Source organism: Rhodococcus sp. I2R, assembly GCF_020889545.1.
Taxonomy (GTDB): domain Bacteria; phylum Actinomycetota; class Actinomycetes; order Mycobacteriales; family Mycobacteriaceae; genus Rhodococcoides.
In genome coordinates this window covers 249,442-263,803 of the sequence record NZ_JAHUTG010000003.1, presented here as the reverse complement: position 1 = coordinate 263,803, position 14,362 = coordinate 249,442, and the positions used below count along the sequence as shown (strand labels likewise).

The following is a 14,362-nucleotide window of genomic DNA, read 5'->3' as shown; positions in this document are numbered from 1 at the left end:
ATGAAGTGGTCTCGGCGGTCCCCGTTACTAGGAGAAGCATTCGTGGCCATCATTGAGCAGGTCGGAGCTCGCGAGATCCTCGACTCCCGTGGCAACCCCACGGTCGAGGTCGAGGTCGCGTTGGACGACGGAACCTTGACCCGGGCGGCAGTACCCTCCGGCGCCTCCACCGGTGAGCACGAGGCCGTCGAGCTTCGCGACGGTGGCACCCGCTACGGCGGCAAGGGCGTCGAGAAGGCCGTCAACGCCGTCCTCGACGAGATCGCACCCGCCGTCATCGGCCTCGACGCCATCGAGCAGCGGGCCGTCGACCAGGCCCTTCTCGACCTCGACGGCACCCCGAGCAAGTCGCGTCTGGGCGCGAACTCGCTGCTCGGCGTTTCGCTTGCAGTCGCCAAGGCTGCTTCGGAATCGGCTGGTCTCGAGCTCTTCCGTTACCTCGGTGGCCCCAACGCCCACATTCTTCCCGTGCCGATGATGAACATCATCAACGGCGGCGCTCACGCTGACAGTGGCGTCGACGTGCAGGAATTCATGATCGCGCCGATCGGTGCGCCCACCTTCAAGGAGTCCCTGCGCTGGGGCGCCGAGGTGTACCACTCGCTCAAGTCGGTCCTCAAGGCCAAGGGCCTGTCGACGGGCCTGGGCGACGAGGGCGGGTTCGCACCCGATCTCGCCGGCACCAAGGCCGCGCTCGACCTCATCCTCGAGGCCATCGAGAAGGCCGGTTACAAGCCCGGTCAGGACATCGCGCTCGCCCTCGACGTCGCTGCCACCGAGTTCTACACGGCAGGCACCGGCTACGCCTTCGAGCGTGAGACCAGGTCGGCCGAGCAGATGTCGGCGTTCTACGGCGAGCTCGTCGACGCCTACCCGCTGGTGTCCATCGAGGATCCCCTCGACGAGAACGACTGGGACGGCTGGGTCGCGCTCACCGAGAGCATCGGCGACAAGGTTCAGCTGGTCGGCGACGACCTGTTCGTCACCAACCCGGAGCGCCTCGAAGACGGCATCGTCAAGGGCGCAGCCAATGCGCTGCTGGTCAAGGTCAACCAGATCGGCACGCTCACCGAAACCCTCGACGCAGTCGAGCTCGCGCATCGCAACGGCTACAAGACCATGATGAGCCACCGCAGCGGCGAAACCGAGGACACCACCATCGCTGACCTGGCAGTTGCCGTCGGATGTGGTCAGATCAAGACCGGTGCACCCGCTCGAAGCGAGCGTGTGGCCAAGTACAACCAGTTGCTGAGAATCGAAGAAGCTCTCGGCGACGCGGCGCGTTACGCGGGCGAGCTGGCGTTCCCCCGGTTCAATTACGAGGGATAGTTCAAGCCGAGCGTTACTGAGGTGGATCGATGGCGGCACGACGAGGAAGGCCGGGGACCAGTCCGGGAGGACGTGACCCCCGACCTCGCGGCCGCTCGACTTCGCGGAAGGACCGGTCGGCCGGTGCTGCGTCGGGAAACCAGCGCAGTTCCGGTCAGCCGGCGCCCGAGCCGTCGGATCAGGCTCGTGACGCGGTAGTCGCCGGAAAAGCAGCTCCCCGACGCGTCGAGGCTCGCGCGTCGGCGGGATCGGGTGGTGAGCGGACGTTCTTCGGACTCTCGACGGCCCGGGCCGTGATCCTCGCCGTCGTCGTCTGCGCGTTGGCGCTGACATTGGCGATGCCGCTGCGGACGTATTTCTCGCAGCGCGCCGAACTCGAGCAGGTCCTCGCCGAGGGCGAGGCACTCGAAGAAGAAGTCGCGGCCCTCGAGACGGAGAAGACGCAACTCAACGATCCGACACGTATCGCAGCCGAGGCGCGCTCTCGGCTGCGGTGGGTGATGCCGGGGGAGACGCCGTACACGGTGCAGTTGCCCGGCGACGTCGGTCCGACAGAAGAAGAAGTGGAAGAAGCCAAGAAGGCCGAGGGGCCCTGGTATCGAGGTCTGTGGGAGTCGGCCGTGCAACCGCAGGAAAGCGCGGAACCCGGCCCGCCGCCGCCAGATGCGCTACCACGCGAAGCCGTGCCGGCGCCCGAGCTCGAACCGGCTCCCGCGCCGGAAATAGAAGGAGGACCTGTCGGGTGAGCTCGACTGAGGGTAGTTCTGCAGTATCGCAGGAAGATTTGGACGCGGTCGCGTCCCAGCTGGGCCGCGAGCCCAGGGGCGTGCTCGAGATCGCGTACCGCTCCCCGGACGGTCGTCCCGGCGTGGTCAAGACCGCTCCCAAGCTTCCCGACGGCACCCCGTTCCCGACGCTCTACTACCTGACCGATCCGCGGTTGACCGCCGAGGCGAGCCGTCAGGAGTCGGCGGGCGTCATGCGTGAGATGACCGAGCGCCTCGGCACGGACGAGGCACTCGCAGCCGGCTATCGCCGTGCGCACGAGTCCTACCTCGCCGAGCGAGACGAGATCGAACCGCTCGGAACCGATTTCACCGGTGGCGGTATGCCGGATCGAGTGAAGTGCCTGCACGTTCTGATTGCGCATTCACTCGCCAAGGGGCCGGGGCTCAATCCGCTGGGCGACGAATCGGTCGCTCTCGCGGCCGAGAACTCGTTGCGCGGCAAGGCTATTCCGGCGGACTGGCCGACCATCGATGAACTACGTGGGGAAACAACATGACTCGGGTCGCTGCCATCGACTGCGGCACCAATTCCATCCGGCTTCTCGTCGCCGACGTGAAGGACGGAGTGCTGACCGATGTTTCGCGCGAGATGCGCATCGTCCGGCTCGGGCAAGGCGTCGACGCGACGGGATCGTTTGCGCCCGAGGCGATCGAACGCACACGCGTCGCGCTGGAGGAGTATGCCGGGATCATCCGTGAAACGGGTGCCTCGGCCATTCGCATGGTCGCGACGTCAGCGACACGTGATGCGTCCAATCGTGACGAGTTCTTCGAGATGACGCGGACGATCCTCGATCCCATCGTGTCCGGGTCGGTGGCCGAGGTCATCACGGGCGACGAGGAAGCGCGCCTGTCGTTCGCCGGTGCCGTCGGGGAACTGGACGCCAAGGGTGCACCCTTCGTGGTCGTCGACCTCGGTGGCGGTTCCACCGAGCTCGTTCTCGGCGACGCCAAGGGTGTCCGCGCGGCATTCTCTGCGAACATCGGTTGCGTGCGCTTGACCGAGCGGTTCCTGCACAGCGATCCGCCCACCGCCGAGGAGATTGCCGGGGCCCGCGAGTTCGTCAGAGAGAAGCTGCACGAGGCGTTCGAGGACGTGCCCATCGGTGAGGCCTCCAGTTGGGTGGGCGTCGCAGGCACCATGACGACCATCGCAGCCATCGCCTCCGGTCTGCAGGAATACGACGCCGACAAGGTGCACCTGACCCGCATCTCGTTCACCGACCTGTTCGAGGTGTGCGATCGACTCGTGCACATGACGCGCGAAGAACGAGCGGCGTTGGGCCCCATGCATCCTGGACGGGTCGACGTCATCGGCGGCGGATCGCTCGTGTGCAGCGTGCTCGCCGAGGAATTCGAACGCCGCGGCGCCGTCAGCACCCTTGTCGTCAGTGAACACGACATCCTCGACGGAATCGCGATGTCGATCAAGGTCTGACCCAAAGCTCGGCCCCCATAGCCCAATTGGCAGAGGCAGCGGACTTAAAATCCGTCAAGTGTCGGTTCGAGTCCGACTGGGGGCACCAGAGTCCATATGGATCCGAAAATTTTGGGTAAGCAATGAGTTTCGGCTGGTGCTGTGGACTTCCGTGCACTTCGATGGTTGTGAATGGACAAGTGGCGCAGCGGATTGCAAATCCACTGACCGACCTGAGCCTGCTCGATCGCTACTCGGCTGGTTTGTGCAGCTCAGGGCAGGTCCTAGCGTTGAAATTCGACCAGTTTCAGAAGCTCACTGACACGAGGCTGACACATCTCAGTACAAGCGGAGTTCGATGCCTAATTGACGGTGCACTGGTTGGCTCCGCAACAACGGATCCGATGCCGTCGGACGAAGTTAGAGCCCTCCGCCCGACTTTTCGAGCAATGTGCGCGCGTGCAGGACCGATTCCTCGACGTTGTCGAGGCCTGCGGGAAGCGAATCGACTTCGTTGCGCAGGAGCGCGACGTCCTTGAGTAGCAGGTCGTATTGGACGTCGATGATGTTGTCGCCCATCCAGCTTTGCCCGGTGGATACTCCGATCACGTCGAGCAGTGTGCCTGCGGGCATTCCGAGCTGATCGGCGAGGTTCAGTATTCGTGCGGTCGATGCCAGGTTGTAGGTGGCGAGTGTGTTGTTGAGCAGTTTGAGCGTGGCGGGTTGCCCGTATTCACCCATACGGAACACGTTGCCGGCCATCGCGTCGAGCAGGGCGTCGTCGGCCGATTGGCCCGACGGTCCCGCCAGGAACACCGTCATTGTGCCGTTGCGCGCGCCCTGCGGCCCGCCCGACACCGGAGCCTCGAATACACGCCAACCTGTCGGTGCAGACCCCATTATGTTTCGGGCGTCCGTGGGCGCGAGGGTGGTGTGCACGTACACGGTCAGCGGTTCGGACGTCTGTTCCTTCAATGCCGTGAAGACCGAGGTCACTTGATCGGCCAGCCGGACAGCGATGTGAACGCTCTCGATGGTCGACCAGTCGACCGCCGGGAGGTCGCTACCGGCGGGTGACGTTGTCTCTGTGGACCATTCGCGAACACGCTCGGAATCGAAGTCGTAGCCATAGACATCGTGGCCACGCTGCGCAAGATTGGCCCCGACGTTACCTCCGATGGGACCCAATCCGACTATGAGGCGCATGAAGCTCTCCTTTCGGGAGTGTATGAATCGATCTACTGCGGTTGCGCCGTCGAGGTGATCCCTCGTTCTGCCATCACTGCTTTCAGCAATGTCATCGCGTTGACGACGCGGGGGAAGCCGACGTACGGGATGCAGTGGATGAGTGCTCCGACGATCTTTTCCTGAGTGAGTCCTACGTTGAAGCCGGTGTTGATGTGGAGCTTGAGTTGTGGTTCGGTTCCCAACGCGACGAGCGTGGAGATGGTGACCAGGGTCTGTTCTTGTTGGCTCAAGCTGGTCCTCGAATAGATGTCTCCGAAAGCGAACGAGACTATGTAGTCGGACAATTCGGAGTCCAGGCTGGCGTACGATTCGAGCAATTTGACGTGGTCGAAGGTGTTGGAATGTTCGGTGGAGACAAGCTCCATCATGCGGTCGAGGCCGCGTTGGTAGCGATCGGTTGTCATCGCGTCGCCTTCCCGGGGTTGCGGACGAGCTTCTTGTTGGCGAACTCCGTGAATCCGAACCGGGCCAGCTCGCGGCCGAAACCCGATCCTTTGACGCCACCGAACGGCAGGTCCGGTGCCGTCTTGCTGGTGCTGTTGATCCAGACCATTCCGGTCTCGAGGTCACGAGCTACGCGTTGGGCCTGTTCGGGATCGGAGGTGAAGACGCTCGATGCGAGACCGAAGGGGGAGTCGTTGGCAACATCGATCGCTTCGTCGATCGAGTGGACCCGGTGAACGACGGCGACGGGCCCGAACAGTTCTTCGTCGAACGCACGCATCTCTCGGGTGACTCCGGTCAAGATCGTAGGTGGGTAGAACGCCCCAGCTGAATTCGACGGTGTTCCACCGAGAAGGGCTTTTGCCCCGTGTGCCAACGCATCTCGAACGAGTTCGTCCAGTTCGTCGACACCGGCCTGCGATGCCATGGGTCCGAGTTTCGTCGCGTTGTCTGTCGGGTCGGAGGGATGCCATGTGGACATGGCGGCGGTGAACTTGTCGATGAACTCGTCGTACACCCTGTCCTCGACGAGAAAGCGCTTGGAGGCGGTGCAGGCCTGTCCGCCGTTACCGAGGCGACCGACTGCCCCGGCTTTGGCGGCGGCGTCCACATCCGCATCTCCGAGAACTATGAAGGGGTCCGAGCCGCCGAGTTCGAGTACACATTTTTTCAAATGCCGGCCTGCGACCTCACCGACCGCTGACCCCGCCTTCTCTGAGCCGGTCAGTGACACTCCTTGAATACGCTGATCCGCGATCGTCGCCGCGACCTGGGCCGAGGAGATGAAGGCGTTGCGATACACGCCGGACGGCAAGCCCGCTTCGAGGAAGAGCCGCTCGATGGCCAGTGCCGACTGAGGACAGTTCCGTGCGTGTTTGAGAATGATCGTGTTGCCCAGTGCGATGTTCGGAGCAGCGAATCTGGCGACTTGGTAGTAGGGGTAGTTCCACGGCATAACTCCCACGAGCGGTCCGATCGGCTCGGTCCGTACCACTGCCGTTCCGCCTCCCTCGATGTCGAGAGGCTCGTCAGCCATGAACTCTGCGACATGGTCTGCGTAGTAGCGGTAGATCGAGGCAACCAGCTCTACCTCTCCCAATGCTTGAGCAATAGGCTTGCCCATCTCCACGGTGAGCAGCTTTGCCAGCTCGTCGGCCTGTTCCCGGTACAGTTCGGCGACCCGGGCGAGCACCGAACTTCTGTGCTCGATACTCGTTGTGCGCCAGAACCTGTATGCCGCAGTGTTCTCGGCGATCAGTTCGTCCAACTCGTGGTCGGATAATTCCGAGTAGCGTGCTGATTCCTGACCGTGTACCGGGTCGACGGTGGTGTAGACACCCATGGTGGTCTCCTTATTCGTGTCGGTGGCGGTCAGGCGTGGACGGTGTCAGCGGCGGCGTCGAGCGCGAAGCCCTGATAGCCGTTCTGCGTGACCTCTGCCAGGACTGCGCGGTAGTTGCCGAGCCCGCCCAGGTAGAACAGGACGCTCGGCGTCTTGCCTGGAACGTTGGCTCCGAAGATCCAGGAATCGACCTTGGTGAAGACGGTCATGTTCGCGATATCCGTACAGGTCTGGGTCCACGCCGATTCCGCGTCCGATGTGGGTTCGATGGCGCGTACCCCGGTGCGTTCGGCGAAGTCAATGGTCTCGCTGATCCATTCGACCTGAGTTTCGATGCTCGGGGGAAGATTGGTGAACGGACCGTTCGGACCGAGCACCATGAACCAGTTGGGGAAGTGCGCGGTCGCAACCCCCAGGTAGCTGGTGGGCTGGCCGTTCCAATGGTCGTTGATGTTCAGGCCGCCTCGACCGGTGATGGTCATGCGGCGATAGTTTCCGTCGACCGCATCGAACCCGGTCGCGAAGACGAGCACGTCCATTTCGTGCAGGACACCGTCTTCGGTCACCACGCCCTTGGCTGTGACTTCGCGAATCGGGTTTTCCTTGATCGCGACCGCATCGACGTTCGGGCGGTTGAAGACCTGGAAGTAGCCGTCGTCGCACAGGGGCCTTCTCGCGAACAATCCGGTGGGCGTGAGCTTTCTGGCAGTCTCCGGGTCGTCGATCATCGCGGTGATCTTCGAGCGAATGAACGACGCCGCGGTCTCGTTGGCGTCCTCGTCGGTGGCGATGTCACCGAACGTGCCGAACATGAAGCGGAACCCGCCTCCCTGCTCCCATGCTTGTTCGTAGACCTTCCAGCGTTCTTCTTCGGACACGCTCATCGCTGGAACTGTGGATTCCTCGAAGCCGAACGCCACCGAGGAGCCTTTCACCTGCGTCCATATGTTGTCGTAGTCGGCTTTGACCGCTTCGATCTGCTCGGCGGTCACCACGCGTTTGCCGACCGGCACCGAGTACTGCGGGGTTCGTACGAACACTGTCAGGTGCTCGACGGTGGGAGCGAGAGCGGTGATGACCTGTTGGCCGGTTGATCCGGTGCCGATCACTCCGACACGGCGACCGGTGAGATCCTTGCCTTCGGGCCACGCTGCGGTGTGGATGGTCTCGCCTTCGAAGGTGTCGAGGCCGGGGAGGTTCGGTTGATTGATGGCCGAGAGCAGGCCGACGGCGTTGACGACGTAGGTTGCCCGGTAGAGCTCACCGGTATCGGTGGTCACTTCCCACAGCTGTTCGTCGTCGAGGTACACCGCGGACCGGACAGCGGTGCCGAATCGGAAGTGTCGTCGAAGATCGAACCGGTCGACGACGTCCTCGAGGTAGTCGAGAATCTCGGGTTGCGTGATGTACGTGTGCTTCCACGTGCCGTCCTGCAGTAGGTCACGATCGAACGAGAACCGGTAGACGTGACTTTCCGTGTCGGACAACGCTCCTGGATAGCGGTTCCAGTACCAGGTTCCGCCGGGGCCGCCTGCTTTGTCGAATGCGACTGTGGTGAGGCCCAATTCGTTGGTCAATTTGTGGACGGCGTAGATGCCGCCGAATCCTGCGCCGATGACGATGGCGTCGATGACGGTCGGAGTGGTGTGTGTGCTCATGGTGAATGTCCTTGGTCGAGTGGGGGAGGGGATCAGGCGTGGTACCAGGTGGACAGCTGCGCCAATTCCTGATCGACGAGAGCGGAGCGGCCGGCCAAGAACGGGTAGACGTGCTGCTGGCCCTCCCCGATGGAGAGCGTGACGTCGACGCCGGCAGCTTCGGCGCGTTCGGCGACCCGGGTGGCGTTGTCGAGAAGTGATTCGACGCTGCCCGCTGTGAGATACATCCGTGGGAAACCGGCGAAGTCTGCGTACAGCGGATTCGCCAGGGGTGTGGTGGGGTCGACGGTTCCTCCGAGAACGCCGGCGATCATGCCCTCCAGCAACTCCGATGTGATCAGGGCATCGGTGTCGTTGTTGCTGATCAGTGTCTGACCCTTGTTCTCCATGTCCAACCACGGCGAGAAGGCAATGACGCTGCCGGGGCCGTGTTTGCCTTGGCCGGCGAGGGCCAACGCGATGGCGATGGCGAGGTTGCCGCCTGCGGAGTCACCGATGGTGGTGATGTCTCGGGCTGCGATGCCGGAAGCGACGAGCGCGTCGAAGGCTGCGACACCGTCGTCGACCTGGGCTGGGTGTGGATGTTCCGGTGCGCGCCGGTAGTCGAGCACGATGCTGACCGCCCCGAGAGCTTTCGCGACGTGACCTGCGAGTTTGCGGTGACTCGACGCTGAACCGACTGCGAAACCTCCGCCGTGCGTGTACAGCAGGACCTTGGAGGTGTCTGCTCCCTCCGGCAGGCACCAGATGCCGGGAACACCGCCCACCGTGTCCTCGCGGTACGTCACTCCTTCGGGTTCGACGGTCGGCTGATGCCACTCGTCGAAGATCGAACGCAAGAGTCGGATCGTGAGATCCGGGGTGCTGGACATGATCTGAGACCAATCGGCATACAGCTCGCGCAGCTTGTCGCCGGTGCTGTCTTCGGGCGCAACTGTCGTATTTCCGGAAACGGCGGTACTCATGGGTTCTCCTGGGTTCGTCGGGGCCACGAAGGAAGCAGCCGCGGTGTCGATATGTCGGGCGCGCTACACACTGCCTCGGTTGTGACGGGCAACACTCCCTCTGAACACCAACGTAGGAGCGGAGCGATGGGCGACGGTGTTCCGTTATGAAACAGTCGGCTCCCTGGCGCCATGGACATGATGAGGGAACCGTCACATTCCCTTCCACCGAAGAGGTGCATGTTCATGCGCGCATTTGCAGTGCTGCCCGACGACCCGACAATCCACGACATGGAGGTCCCCACACCGGAGCCCGGTGCGCACGGTGTGCTTCTGCGGGTACTGCGAGCTGGGGTGTGTCACACCGACACGCATCTACGCGAGGGCGGATACGACCTCGGTAGCAAAGGAATGATGAGCATGAAGGACCGCGGTATCGAGTACCCCATGGTGCTCGGCCACGAAGTCGTCGGCGTCGTCGAGCGAGTGGGGGATTCCGTAGAAACCGTCCGCCCCGGCGATGTTCGCTTGATTTACCCGTGGATCGGATGCGGAGAATGCCGACAGTGCCGATCAGGACACGACAACAGTTGCGCCACAGGAAGAAACCTCGGTGTCGCCCGCCACGGCGGATATGCCGAGCACGTTCTCGTCCCCGATCAGAGATACCTCGTCGACATCGATGGCCTCGATCCGAGTTGGGCTGCGACCCTCGCCTGTTCAGGCTTGACCGCGCACAGTGCGGTAGACAAGGTGCTTCCCCTCGAACCGGACGAGCCCGTGGTCGTGTTCGGGGCTGGAGGACTGGGGCTCACCGCTATCGCGATCCTGCGTGCGCGAGGCCATCGGGCGATCTGCGCGGTCGATCGAGCAGAGCAAAATTTGACCCTGGCCCGCAAGATGGGCGCGTCTGCCACTGTCCTGTCCACCCCGGAGACGACGGTGCGCGAACTTCGGGGTGCAGCAGGAGGTGCGGCCGGGGCGGTCATCGACTTCGTCAACAACGGAGCCACCGCGACGCTGGCGTTCGAGGTACTCGCCAAGGCCGGAATCATGGTGCAGGTAGGACTGTTCGGCGGCGAAGTCACCGTCCCCACAGCACTGGTTGCGCTGCGGATGATCCGCATGGAAGGCAGCTTCGTCGGCACTCTCGATCAGCTTCGAGATCTGGTCGGGATCGCGCGAGCCGGACAGATACCGACGATTCCGATAGCCGAACGAGATCTGTCGGCCCACGAGGTGACCCGCGCGCTGGACGAGCTCACCGCGGGCGGCGTTGCTGGACGCATCGTGCTTACTGCTCCACACTAGAAAAATGAGTGAGCGAGCGCACCGCGACGATGCGGTTCGGCGTGCGCGCGAGGACCTGATAACCCAGGGGCTCGTGCGCGCGTCGTTGCCCGCTTCACTGGTCGCGCACGAGATCGAGCAGAGTTGGCGGCGCTCGGTCTCGTTGAGCGTCGATCCGGCTGCCGGTCCTCATATCGTCGGCGAAATCGACCCCGACGCAACCATTCTGCGTGCCGCCGGGCGAATCCTCGATCAGTGGCAGGTCAATCTGACCGATTCTCGGATGACCCTGTTCTTGGCCGACGAAGCCGGACGCATCGTCTCGCGCCGCATCATCGACCCTCAGGACGAGTCCACTCTGGACAGCGCGAATGCGGTGGAAGGGTTCGACTTCTCCGAGCAGGCCCTCGGAACCAATGGTCTGGGTACACCGATCGAAGCCCGGGGTGTGGTATTTGTCCGGGGGACAGAGCATTTCAACGACGCACTCGCATCACTCGCGTGCGCGGGTGCCCCCATCAAGCATCCCATCACGGGCAGAATCGTGGGTTCGTTGTCCATCGCATCTCACGTCGATTCGGCAAGTCCACTGATGGTGTCCATGGCTCGCCAAGCCGGCTACGAGATTTCCGAAGCCCTCGAGTTGATGGCAGATTCGCGGGATCTCGAGTTGGCTCGTACCTACCGTAACCTCCGTACATCGAGAAACCCGGTGCTGGTGATGAATTCGGGGACCGTGATGACCGATCTACCCGCTCTCGCGCACTTCGATGCAGAAGCGCACGCGGGACTGTGGGACACCCTGCGCCGGTATCGCTGGGACGAGGACAGCATGCGCCTCGAACTCCCCACTCTCGGCACCGCAGCGACTGTACGACGACTGGGACGAGCCGGCCAGGACGCAATTTTCGCGCTCGAGTTCACCGATCCCCCTAGTGCACTGTCGACCACTGCAACGACGCAATCGGTGCCACGCGAACCCGCCGCCGCAGCCTCTGCACCGTCTTTCAGCCGGTACGAAGCCGCAGAGCGAGATGCCATCGAAACTGCGTTGTCGGAGGCTGACGGCAACAAGTCCCAGGCGGCAGAACTGCTGGGGATCGGCCGGACCACCCTGTATCGAAAGATGCGGGCGTTGAAGATTCCCGGCTGATCCGGCCGCGTGCGCCTATTGCGGTCGGGCCCATGGACTGGGACCCGACCGCAGAATGGCGCGGTGCAATCGCTGAACTACTGCGGAGTCGTCGCCTCGATGTGGCGTGCGTTGCGCTCGTTGGTCAGGTCGGTAGTTCGTTGACCACCGAGCAATTCCGTCGGAACCGTGGACGTCTCGTTCATTCCGCTCACTGCGATGGCGGCAATTCCGGTTGCAATCGCCGCGAAAACAGCCACGGGTAGCCACCCCATCGGGCCTGGCCGAAGAAGCACCGCGGCGATCAAGGGTGCGAAACCTGCGAGCAGATTACCGAGTTGATTACTGACTGCCATACCGGTGAATCGGACAGGGGCCGAGAACTGCTCGGGAAAGAACGATGTCCACACGCCGTTGTAGCAGGTGAAGAACAACGTCATGTTGACGAACGCGAAGACTGCGATCAACACGACGTCGGTCGTCGAGATTGCCCAGAAGTACCCAAAAACGCTTGTGCCGCAGCCGATCGCGGAGATCAGCATCATCCGCTTCCGTCCGAAAAGATCGGAGAGGTAGCCGGCTGCGGGTATGCCGACGATGGTCAGCGCGATAGCTCCCGAAATGATGGCCAGCATCGTGCTCCGCTCGACGCCGAGCGAGGTCGCATACGAGAGGCTGAACACGGAGAACAGTGTCTGAATCGACGCCATCAGAGTCGCGCCGGCCACGCGAACGACCTCGCGCCAGTGGTAGTTGAACACATCGCTCAGCGGCCGCTTGCGTACCAGGCTTTCCTCCTTGGCCTCGACGAAGATAGGGGTTTCGTCGAGATGGCTGCGGACGTAATAGGTGACAAGTACGACGACCGCACTGAGCCAGAACGGGATTCGCCACCCCCAGCTGTAGAGCATGTCCTCCGGCAGCAGAGCAACGGGCAGGAAGACCAGCGTGGCCATCGAGCTTCCGATGGCATAGCCGACCATGACGAAGCTGCAGAAGAACCCACGTCGACCGGCCGGTGAGTGTTCGACGGTCAGGGTCGACGCACCCGCGGACTCCGCGCCTGCAGAGAAGCCCTGCACGACGCGCAGCGCCACCAGAAGCGTCGGTGCCAGCACCCCGATCGAGTCGTATGTGGGTAGGCATCCGATTGCGAAGGACGCGGCACCCATCATGACCACGGTGATCAACATGACGCGTTTGCGTCCCACGCGATCGCCGAAGTGCCCCATGACAATCGCACCGAATGGACGCGCGACGTACCCGACCGCGAACGTCGCCAGCGAGGCGATCAGTGCGACGGTCGGGTCGCCCGAGGGGAAGAACAGGACGTTGAACACCAGTGCCGCGGCAGCACCGTAGATGAAGAAGTCGTAATACTCGAGCGCGCTGCCGAGCAGTGCGGCAATGGCCGCTCGGCGCGGAGTCATCGCGGGCGGGGGCGATGTGGGTCGTGTCATTGTCGGTCCATCCGGTTGTGTGGGAACGGGTATCGGACGCAGCGGGCTCACGTCAGAGTGGGTGAAGGCAGACGCTGAGGGTTCGCCAGGAAAGTGTCGGGCGTCACAGCTGCTGTAGGTCAAAGCTAGGAGTGCGTCCCAGTTCGCCGCTGTTCCGATCTGAAACACCCGCTCGGCATCGGAATCAACGACCGGGGCCGCCCGACTGCCACCGGCCGTGCATGGTTACCGGTCTTTCGCAAGCAGTCGATCGAAACCTTCTCCACCACAACGTCGCGCGTGACAGGGATCTGGTCGCATTGGTTGACACAGAACGCGGGCACGAAAGTGTGTGGGTTCGGCCGTACGACTCTGTACCGCCGTGTACGTCAGCTCGGTCTGGCGGGTGCTGAGGCGTCACTGTAGGTACTGCTCACGAGTCGCCTTCGTCGAGAGTGACAACCTTGTTCAGTACGACTCGCAGCGCTGGGTTGGTGTTGTCTCTGCGCCACGCGGCCCTCATATCCACATCTGCTGTGGTGTCGTTCAGGGGGACGAACACGACGTGTGGATCGGTTACGTTGCTGGCTACCGAAGCAAGGGTCAGGTGGCATCCCACCTCTGCGGATACCAGAGCGAGGGCGGTCTGGGTGTCGGGCGCGATCTGAACGACGTCGGGGACGAAACCGTGCGCGTCGGCCAACCGGCGTAGTCGATCGGGGAGTACCGATCCTTCGTGTAGTGGCAACGACACGAAGTGTTCCTGCGCCAGCTGTTCGATTCCGATGTGTCGTGCATGGGCCAGGGGATGTGTGTCGGCGAACGCGACGACGAGGTGGTCGGGCATCACGACCTGGGACTCGACGGTGGGCGGAATGACGTCCCATCTACCGAGCGCAATGTCGGTGTCCCCGCCCAGAAGTCTCTTCATGGCCGGCTGGGCGAAGTTCTGGCTCGAGAGTTCGAGTTCGATACCCGGGTGCTGTGACCGAACGAGCCGGGCCAGTCTGGCGACCATGCGGTGTGTCGACACCCCCGCGAACGCGATCCGGACGAGTCCGGTCTCGCCGCCGTCGGCCGATACGACTGCATTCTCAGCGGTGCGCATCGCTTCGAGCACTGCCCGGGCGGGATCTATCAAGGCCTGACCGCTGGCGGTCAATTTCACCGAGCGGGTATTGCGGTCGAACAGGGTGGCACCGAGGTGTTTCTCGAGCTGCTTGATGGTGCGACTCAACGGCGGCTGCGCGACGTGCAGCCGCGCGGCTGCACGTCCGAAATGGAGCTCCTCAGCCACAGCGAGGAACGCGCGAAGCTGTTCTACGTCCACT

Annotated in this window: 13 protein-coding genes and 1 tRNA gene; 7 read left to right on the top strand and 7 right to left on the bottom strand. The window is 63.0% G+C overall.

The features are described 5' to 3' along the window. Positions 1–42 precede the first annotated feature (42 nt). From eno to KVY23_RS04405, 5 genes are all read left to right on the top strand, one after another. On the top strand, positions 43–1,329 hold the full coding sequence (gene eno, locus KVY23_RS04425) for a phosphopyruvate hydratase (RefSeq protein WP_075837202.1): 1,287 nt from the start codon (positions 43–45) through the stop codon (positions 1,327–1,329). Positions 1,330–1,358: 29 nt separating this feature from the next. Then, positions 1,359–2,075: a septum formation initiator family protein gene (locus KVY23_RS04420; protein ID WP_230555465.1), complete on the top strand. Its 717-nt coding sequence runs from the start codon at positions 1,359–1,361 to the stop codon at positions 2,073–2,075. After that, the gene (locus tag KVY23_RS04415; RefSeq protein ID WP_230555464.1) at positions 2,072–2,614 is read left to right on the top strand and encodes a DUF501 domain-containing protein; all 543 of its coding nucleotides are present in this window, start codon (positions 2,072–2,074) and stop codon (positions 2,612–2,614) included. Before KVY23_RS04420 ends, KVY23_RS04415 begins: the two co-directional genes overlap by 4 nt. Beyond that, positions 2,611–3,555 (top strand): Ppx/GppA phosphatase family protein, encoded by a 945-nt coding sequence (locus KVY23_RS04410; protein WP_230555463.1) that lies wholly within the window; start codon positions 2,611–2,613, stop codon positions 3,553–3,555. The genes KVY23_RS04415 and KVY23_RS04410 overlap by 4 nt, the downstream gene beginning before the upstream one ends. An 11-nt stretch (positions 3,556–3,566) precedes the next feature. After that, a tRNA-Leu gene (locus KVY23_RS04405) sits at positions 3,567–3,643 on the top strand. A 311-nt stretch (positions 3,644–3,954) separates the two neighbouring features. Here the strand turns inward: KVY23_RS04405 and KVY23_RS04400 are convergent. Genes KVY23_RS04400 through KVY23_RS04380 form a run of 5 tightly spaced genes read right to left on the bottom strand, consistent with a single transcriptional unit; the run spans position 3,955 to position 9,191 of the window. Next, positions 3,955–4,740 (bottom strand): NAD(P)-dependent oxidoreductase, encoded by a 786-nt coding sequence (locus KVY23_RS04400; RefSeq protein ID WP_230555462.1) that lies wholly within the window; start codon positions 4,738–4,740, stop codon positions 3,955–3,957. A gap of 32 nt (positions 4,741–4,772) precedes the next feature. Then, positions 4,773–5,186, bottom strand: a complete 414-nt coding sequence (locus tag KVY23_RS04395; RefSeq protein ID WP_230555461.1) for a carboxymuconolactone decarboxylase family protein — start codon at positions 5,184–5,186, stop codon at positions 4,773–4,775. After that, entirely contained in the window at positions 5,183–6,568 is a 1,386-nt protein-coding gene (locus KVY23_RS04390; RefSeq protein WP_230555460.1) for an NAD-dependent succinate-semialdehyde dehydrogenase, read from the bottom strand. The genes KVY23_RS04395 and KVY23_RS04390 overlap by 4 nt, the downstream gene beginning before the upstream one ends. A 29-nt stretch (positions 6,569–6,597) precedes the next feature. Beyond that, positions 6,598–8,226 (bottom strand): NAD(P)/FAD-dependent oxidoreductase, encoded by a 1,629-nt coding sequence (locus KVY23_RS04385; RefSeq protein WP_230555459.1) that lies wholly within the window; start codon positions 8,224–8,226, stop codon positions 6,598–6,600. 32 nt (positions 8,227–8,258) lie between these two features. After that, entirely contained in the window at positions 8,259–9,191 is a 933-nt protein-coding gene (locus tag KVY23_RS04380) for an alpha/beta hydrolase fold domain-containing protein (protein WP_230555458.1), read from the bottom strand. Between the two features lie 225 nt (positions 9,192–9,416). Between KVY23_RS04380 and KVY23_RS04375 the strand changes: the two genes are divergently transcribed. Then, positions 9,417–10,481, top strand: coding sequence for an alcohol dehydrogenase (locus tag KVY23_RS04375; RefSeq protein WP_230555457.1), 1,065 nt, complete (start codon positions 9,417–9,419; stop codon positions 10,479–10,481). Positions 10,482–10,485: 4 nt separating this feature from the next. Next, a complete protein-coding gene (locus KVY23_RS04370; RefSeq protein ID WP_230555456.1) occupies positions 10,486–11,613 on the top strand; it encodes a helix-turn-helix domain-containing protein in 1,128 nt (375 codons plus the stop codon). Between the two features lie 77 nt (positions 11,614–11,690). Here the strand turns inward: KVY23_RS04370 and KVY23_RS04365 are convergent, their stop codons facing one another. Both KVY23_RS04365 and KVY23_RS04360 read right to left on the bottom strand, forming a co-directional pair. After that, a complete protein-coding gene (locus KVY23_RS04365; RefSeq protein ID WP_230555455.1) occupies positions 11,691–13,052 on the bottom strand; it encodes an MFS transporter in 1,362 nt (453 codons plus the stop codon). Positions 13,053–13,464: 412 nt separating this feature from the next. Continuing rightward, a complete protein-coding gene (locus tag KVY23_RS04360) occupies positions 13,465–14,361 on the bottom strand; it encodes a LysR substrate-binding domain-containing protein (protein ID WP_230555454.1) in 897 nt (298 codons plus the stop codon). Position 14,362 lies beyond the last annotated feature (1 nt).

Excerpts from the sequence above, each read along its gene's own strand:
- KVY23_RS04420 (WP_230555465.1), top strand. The coding sequence starts at position 1,359 with ATGGCGGCACGACGAGGAAGGCCGGGGACCAGTCCGGGAGGACGTGAC.
- KVY23_RS04385 (WP_230555459.1), bottom strand. The coding sequence starts at position 8,226 with ATGAGCACACACACCACTCCGACCGTCATCGACGCCATCGTCATCGGC.
- KVY23_RS04395 (WP_230555461.1), bottom strand. The coding sequence starts at position 5,186 with ATGACAACCGATCGCTACCAACGCGGCCTCGACCGCATGATGGAGCTT.
- KVY23_RS04370 (WP_230555456.1), top strand. The coding sequence starts at position 10,486 with ATGAGTGAGCGAGCGCACCGCGACGATGCGGTTCGGCGTGCGCGCGAG.
- KVY23_RS04410 (WP_230555463.1), top strand. The coding sequence starts at position 2,611 with ATGACTCGGGTCGCTGCCATCGACTGCGGCACCAATTCCATCCGGCTT.
- KVY23_RS04400 (WP_230555462.1), bottom strand. The coding sequence starts at position 4,740 with ATGCGCCTCATAGTCGGATTGGGTCCCATCGGAGGTAACGTCGGGGCC.
- KVY23_RS04390 (WP_230555460.1), bottom strand. The coding sequence starts at position 6,568 with ATGGGTGTCTACACCACCGTCGACCCGGTACACGGTCAGGAATCAGCA.
- KVY23_RS04365 (WP_230555455.1), bottom strand. The coding sequence starts at position 13,052 with ATGACACGACCCACATCGCCCCCGCCCGCGATGACTCCGCGCCGAGCG.
- KVY23_RS04380 (WP_230555458.1), bottom strand. The coding sequence starts at position 9,191 with ATGAGTACCGCCGTTTCCGGAAATACGACAGTTGCGCCCGAAGACAGC.
- KVY23_RS04375 (WP_230555457.1), top strand. The coding sequence starts at position 9,417 with ATGCGCGCATTTGCAGTGCTGCCCGACGACCCGACAATCCACGACATG.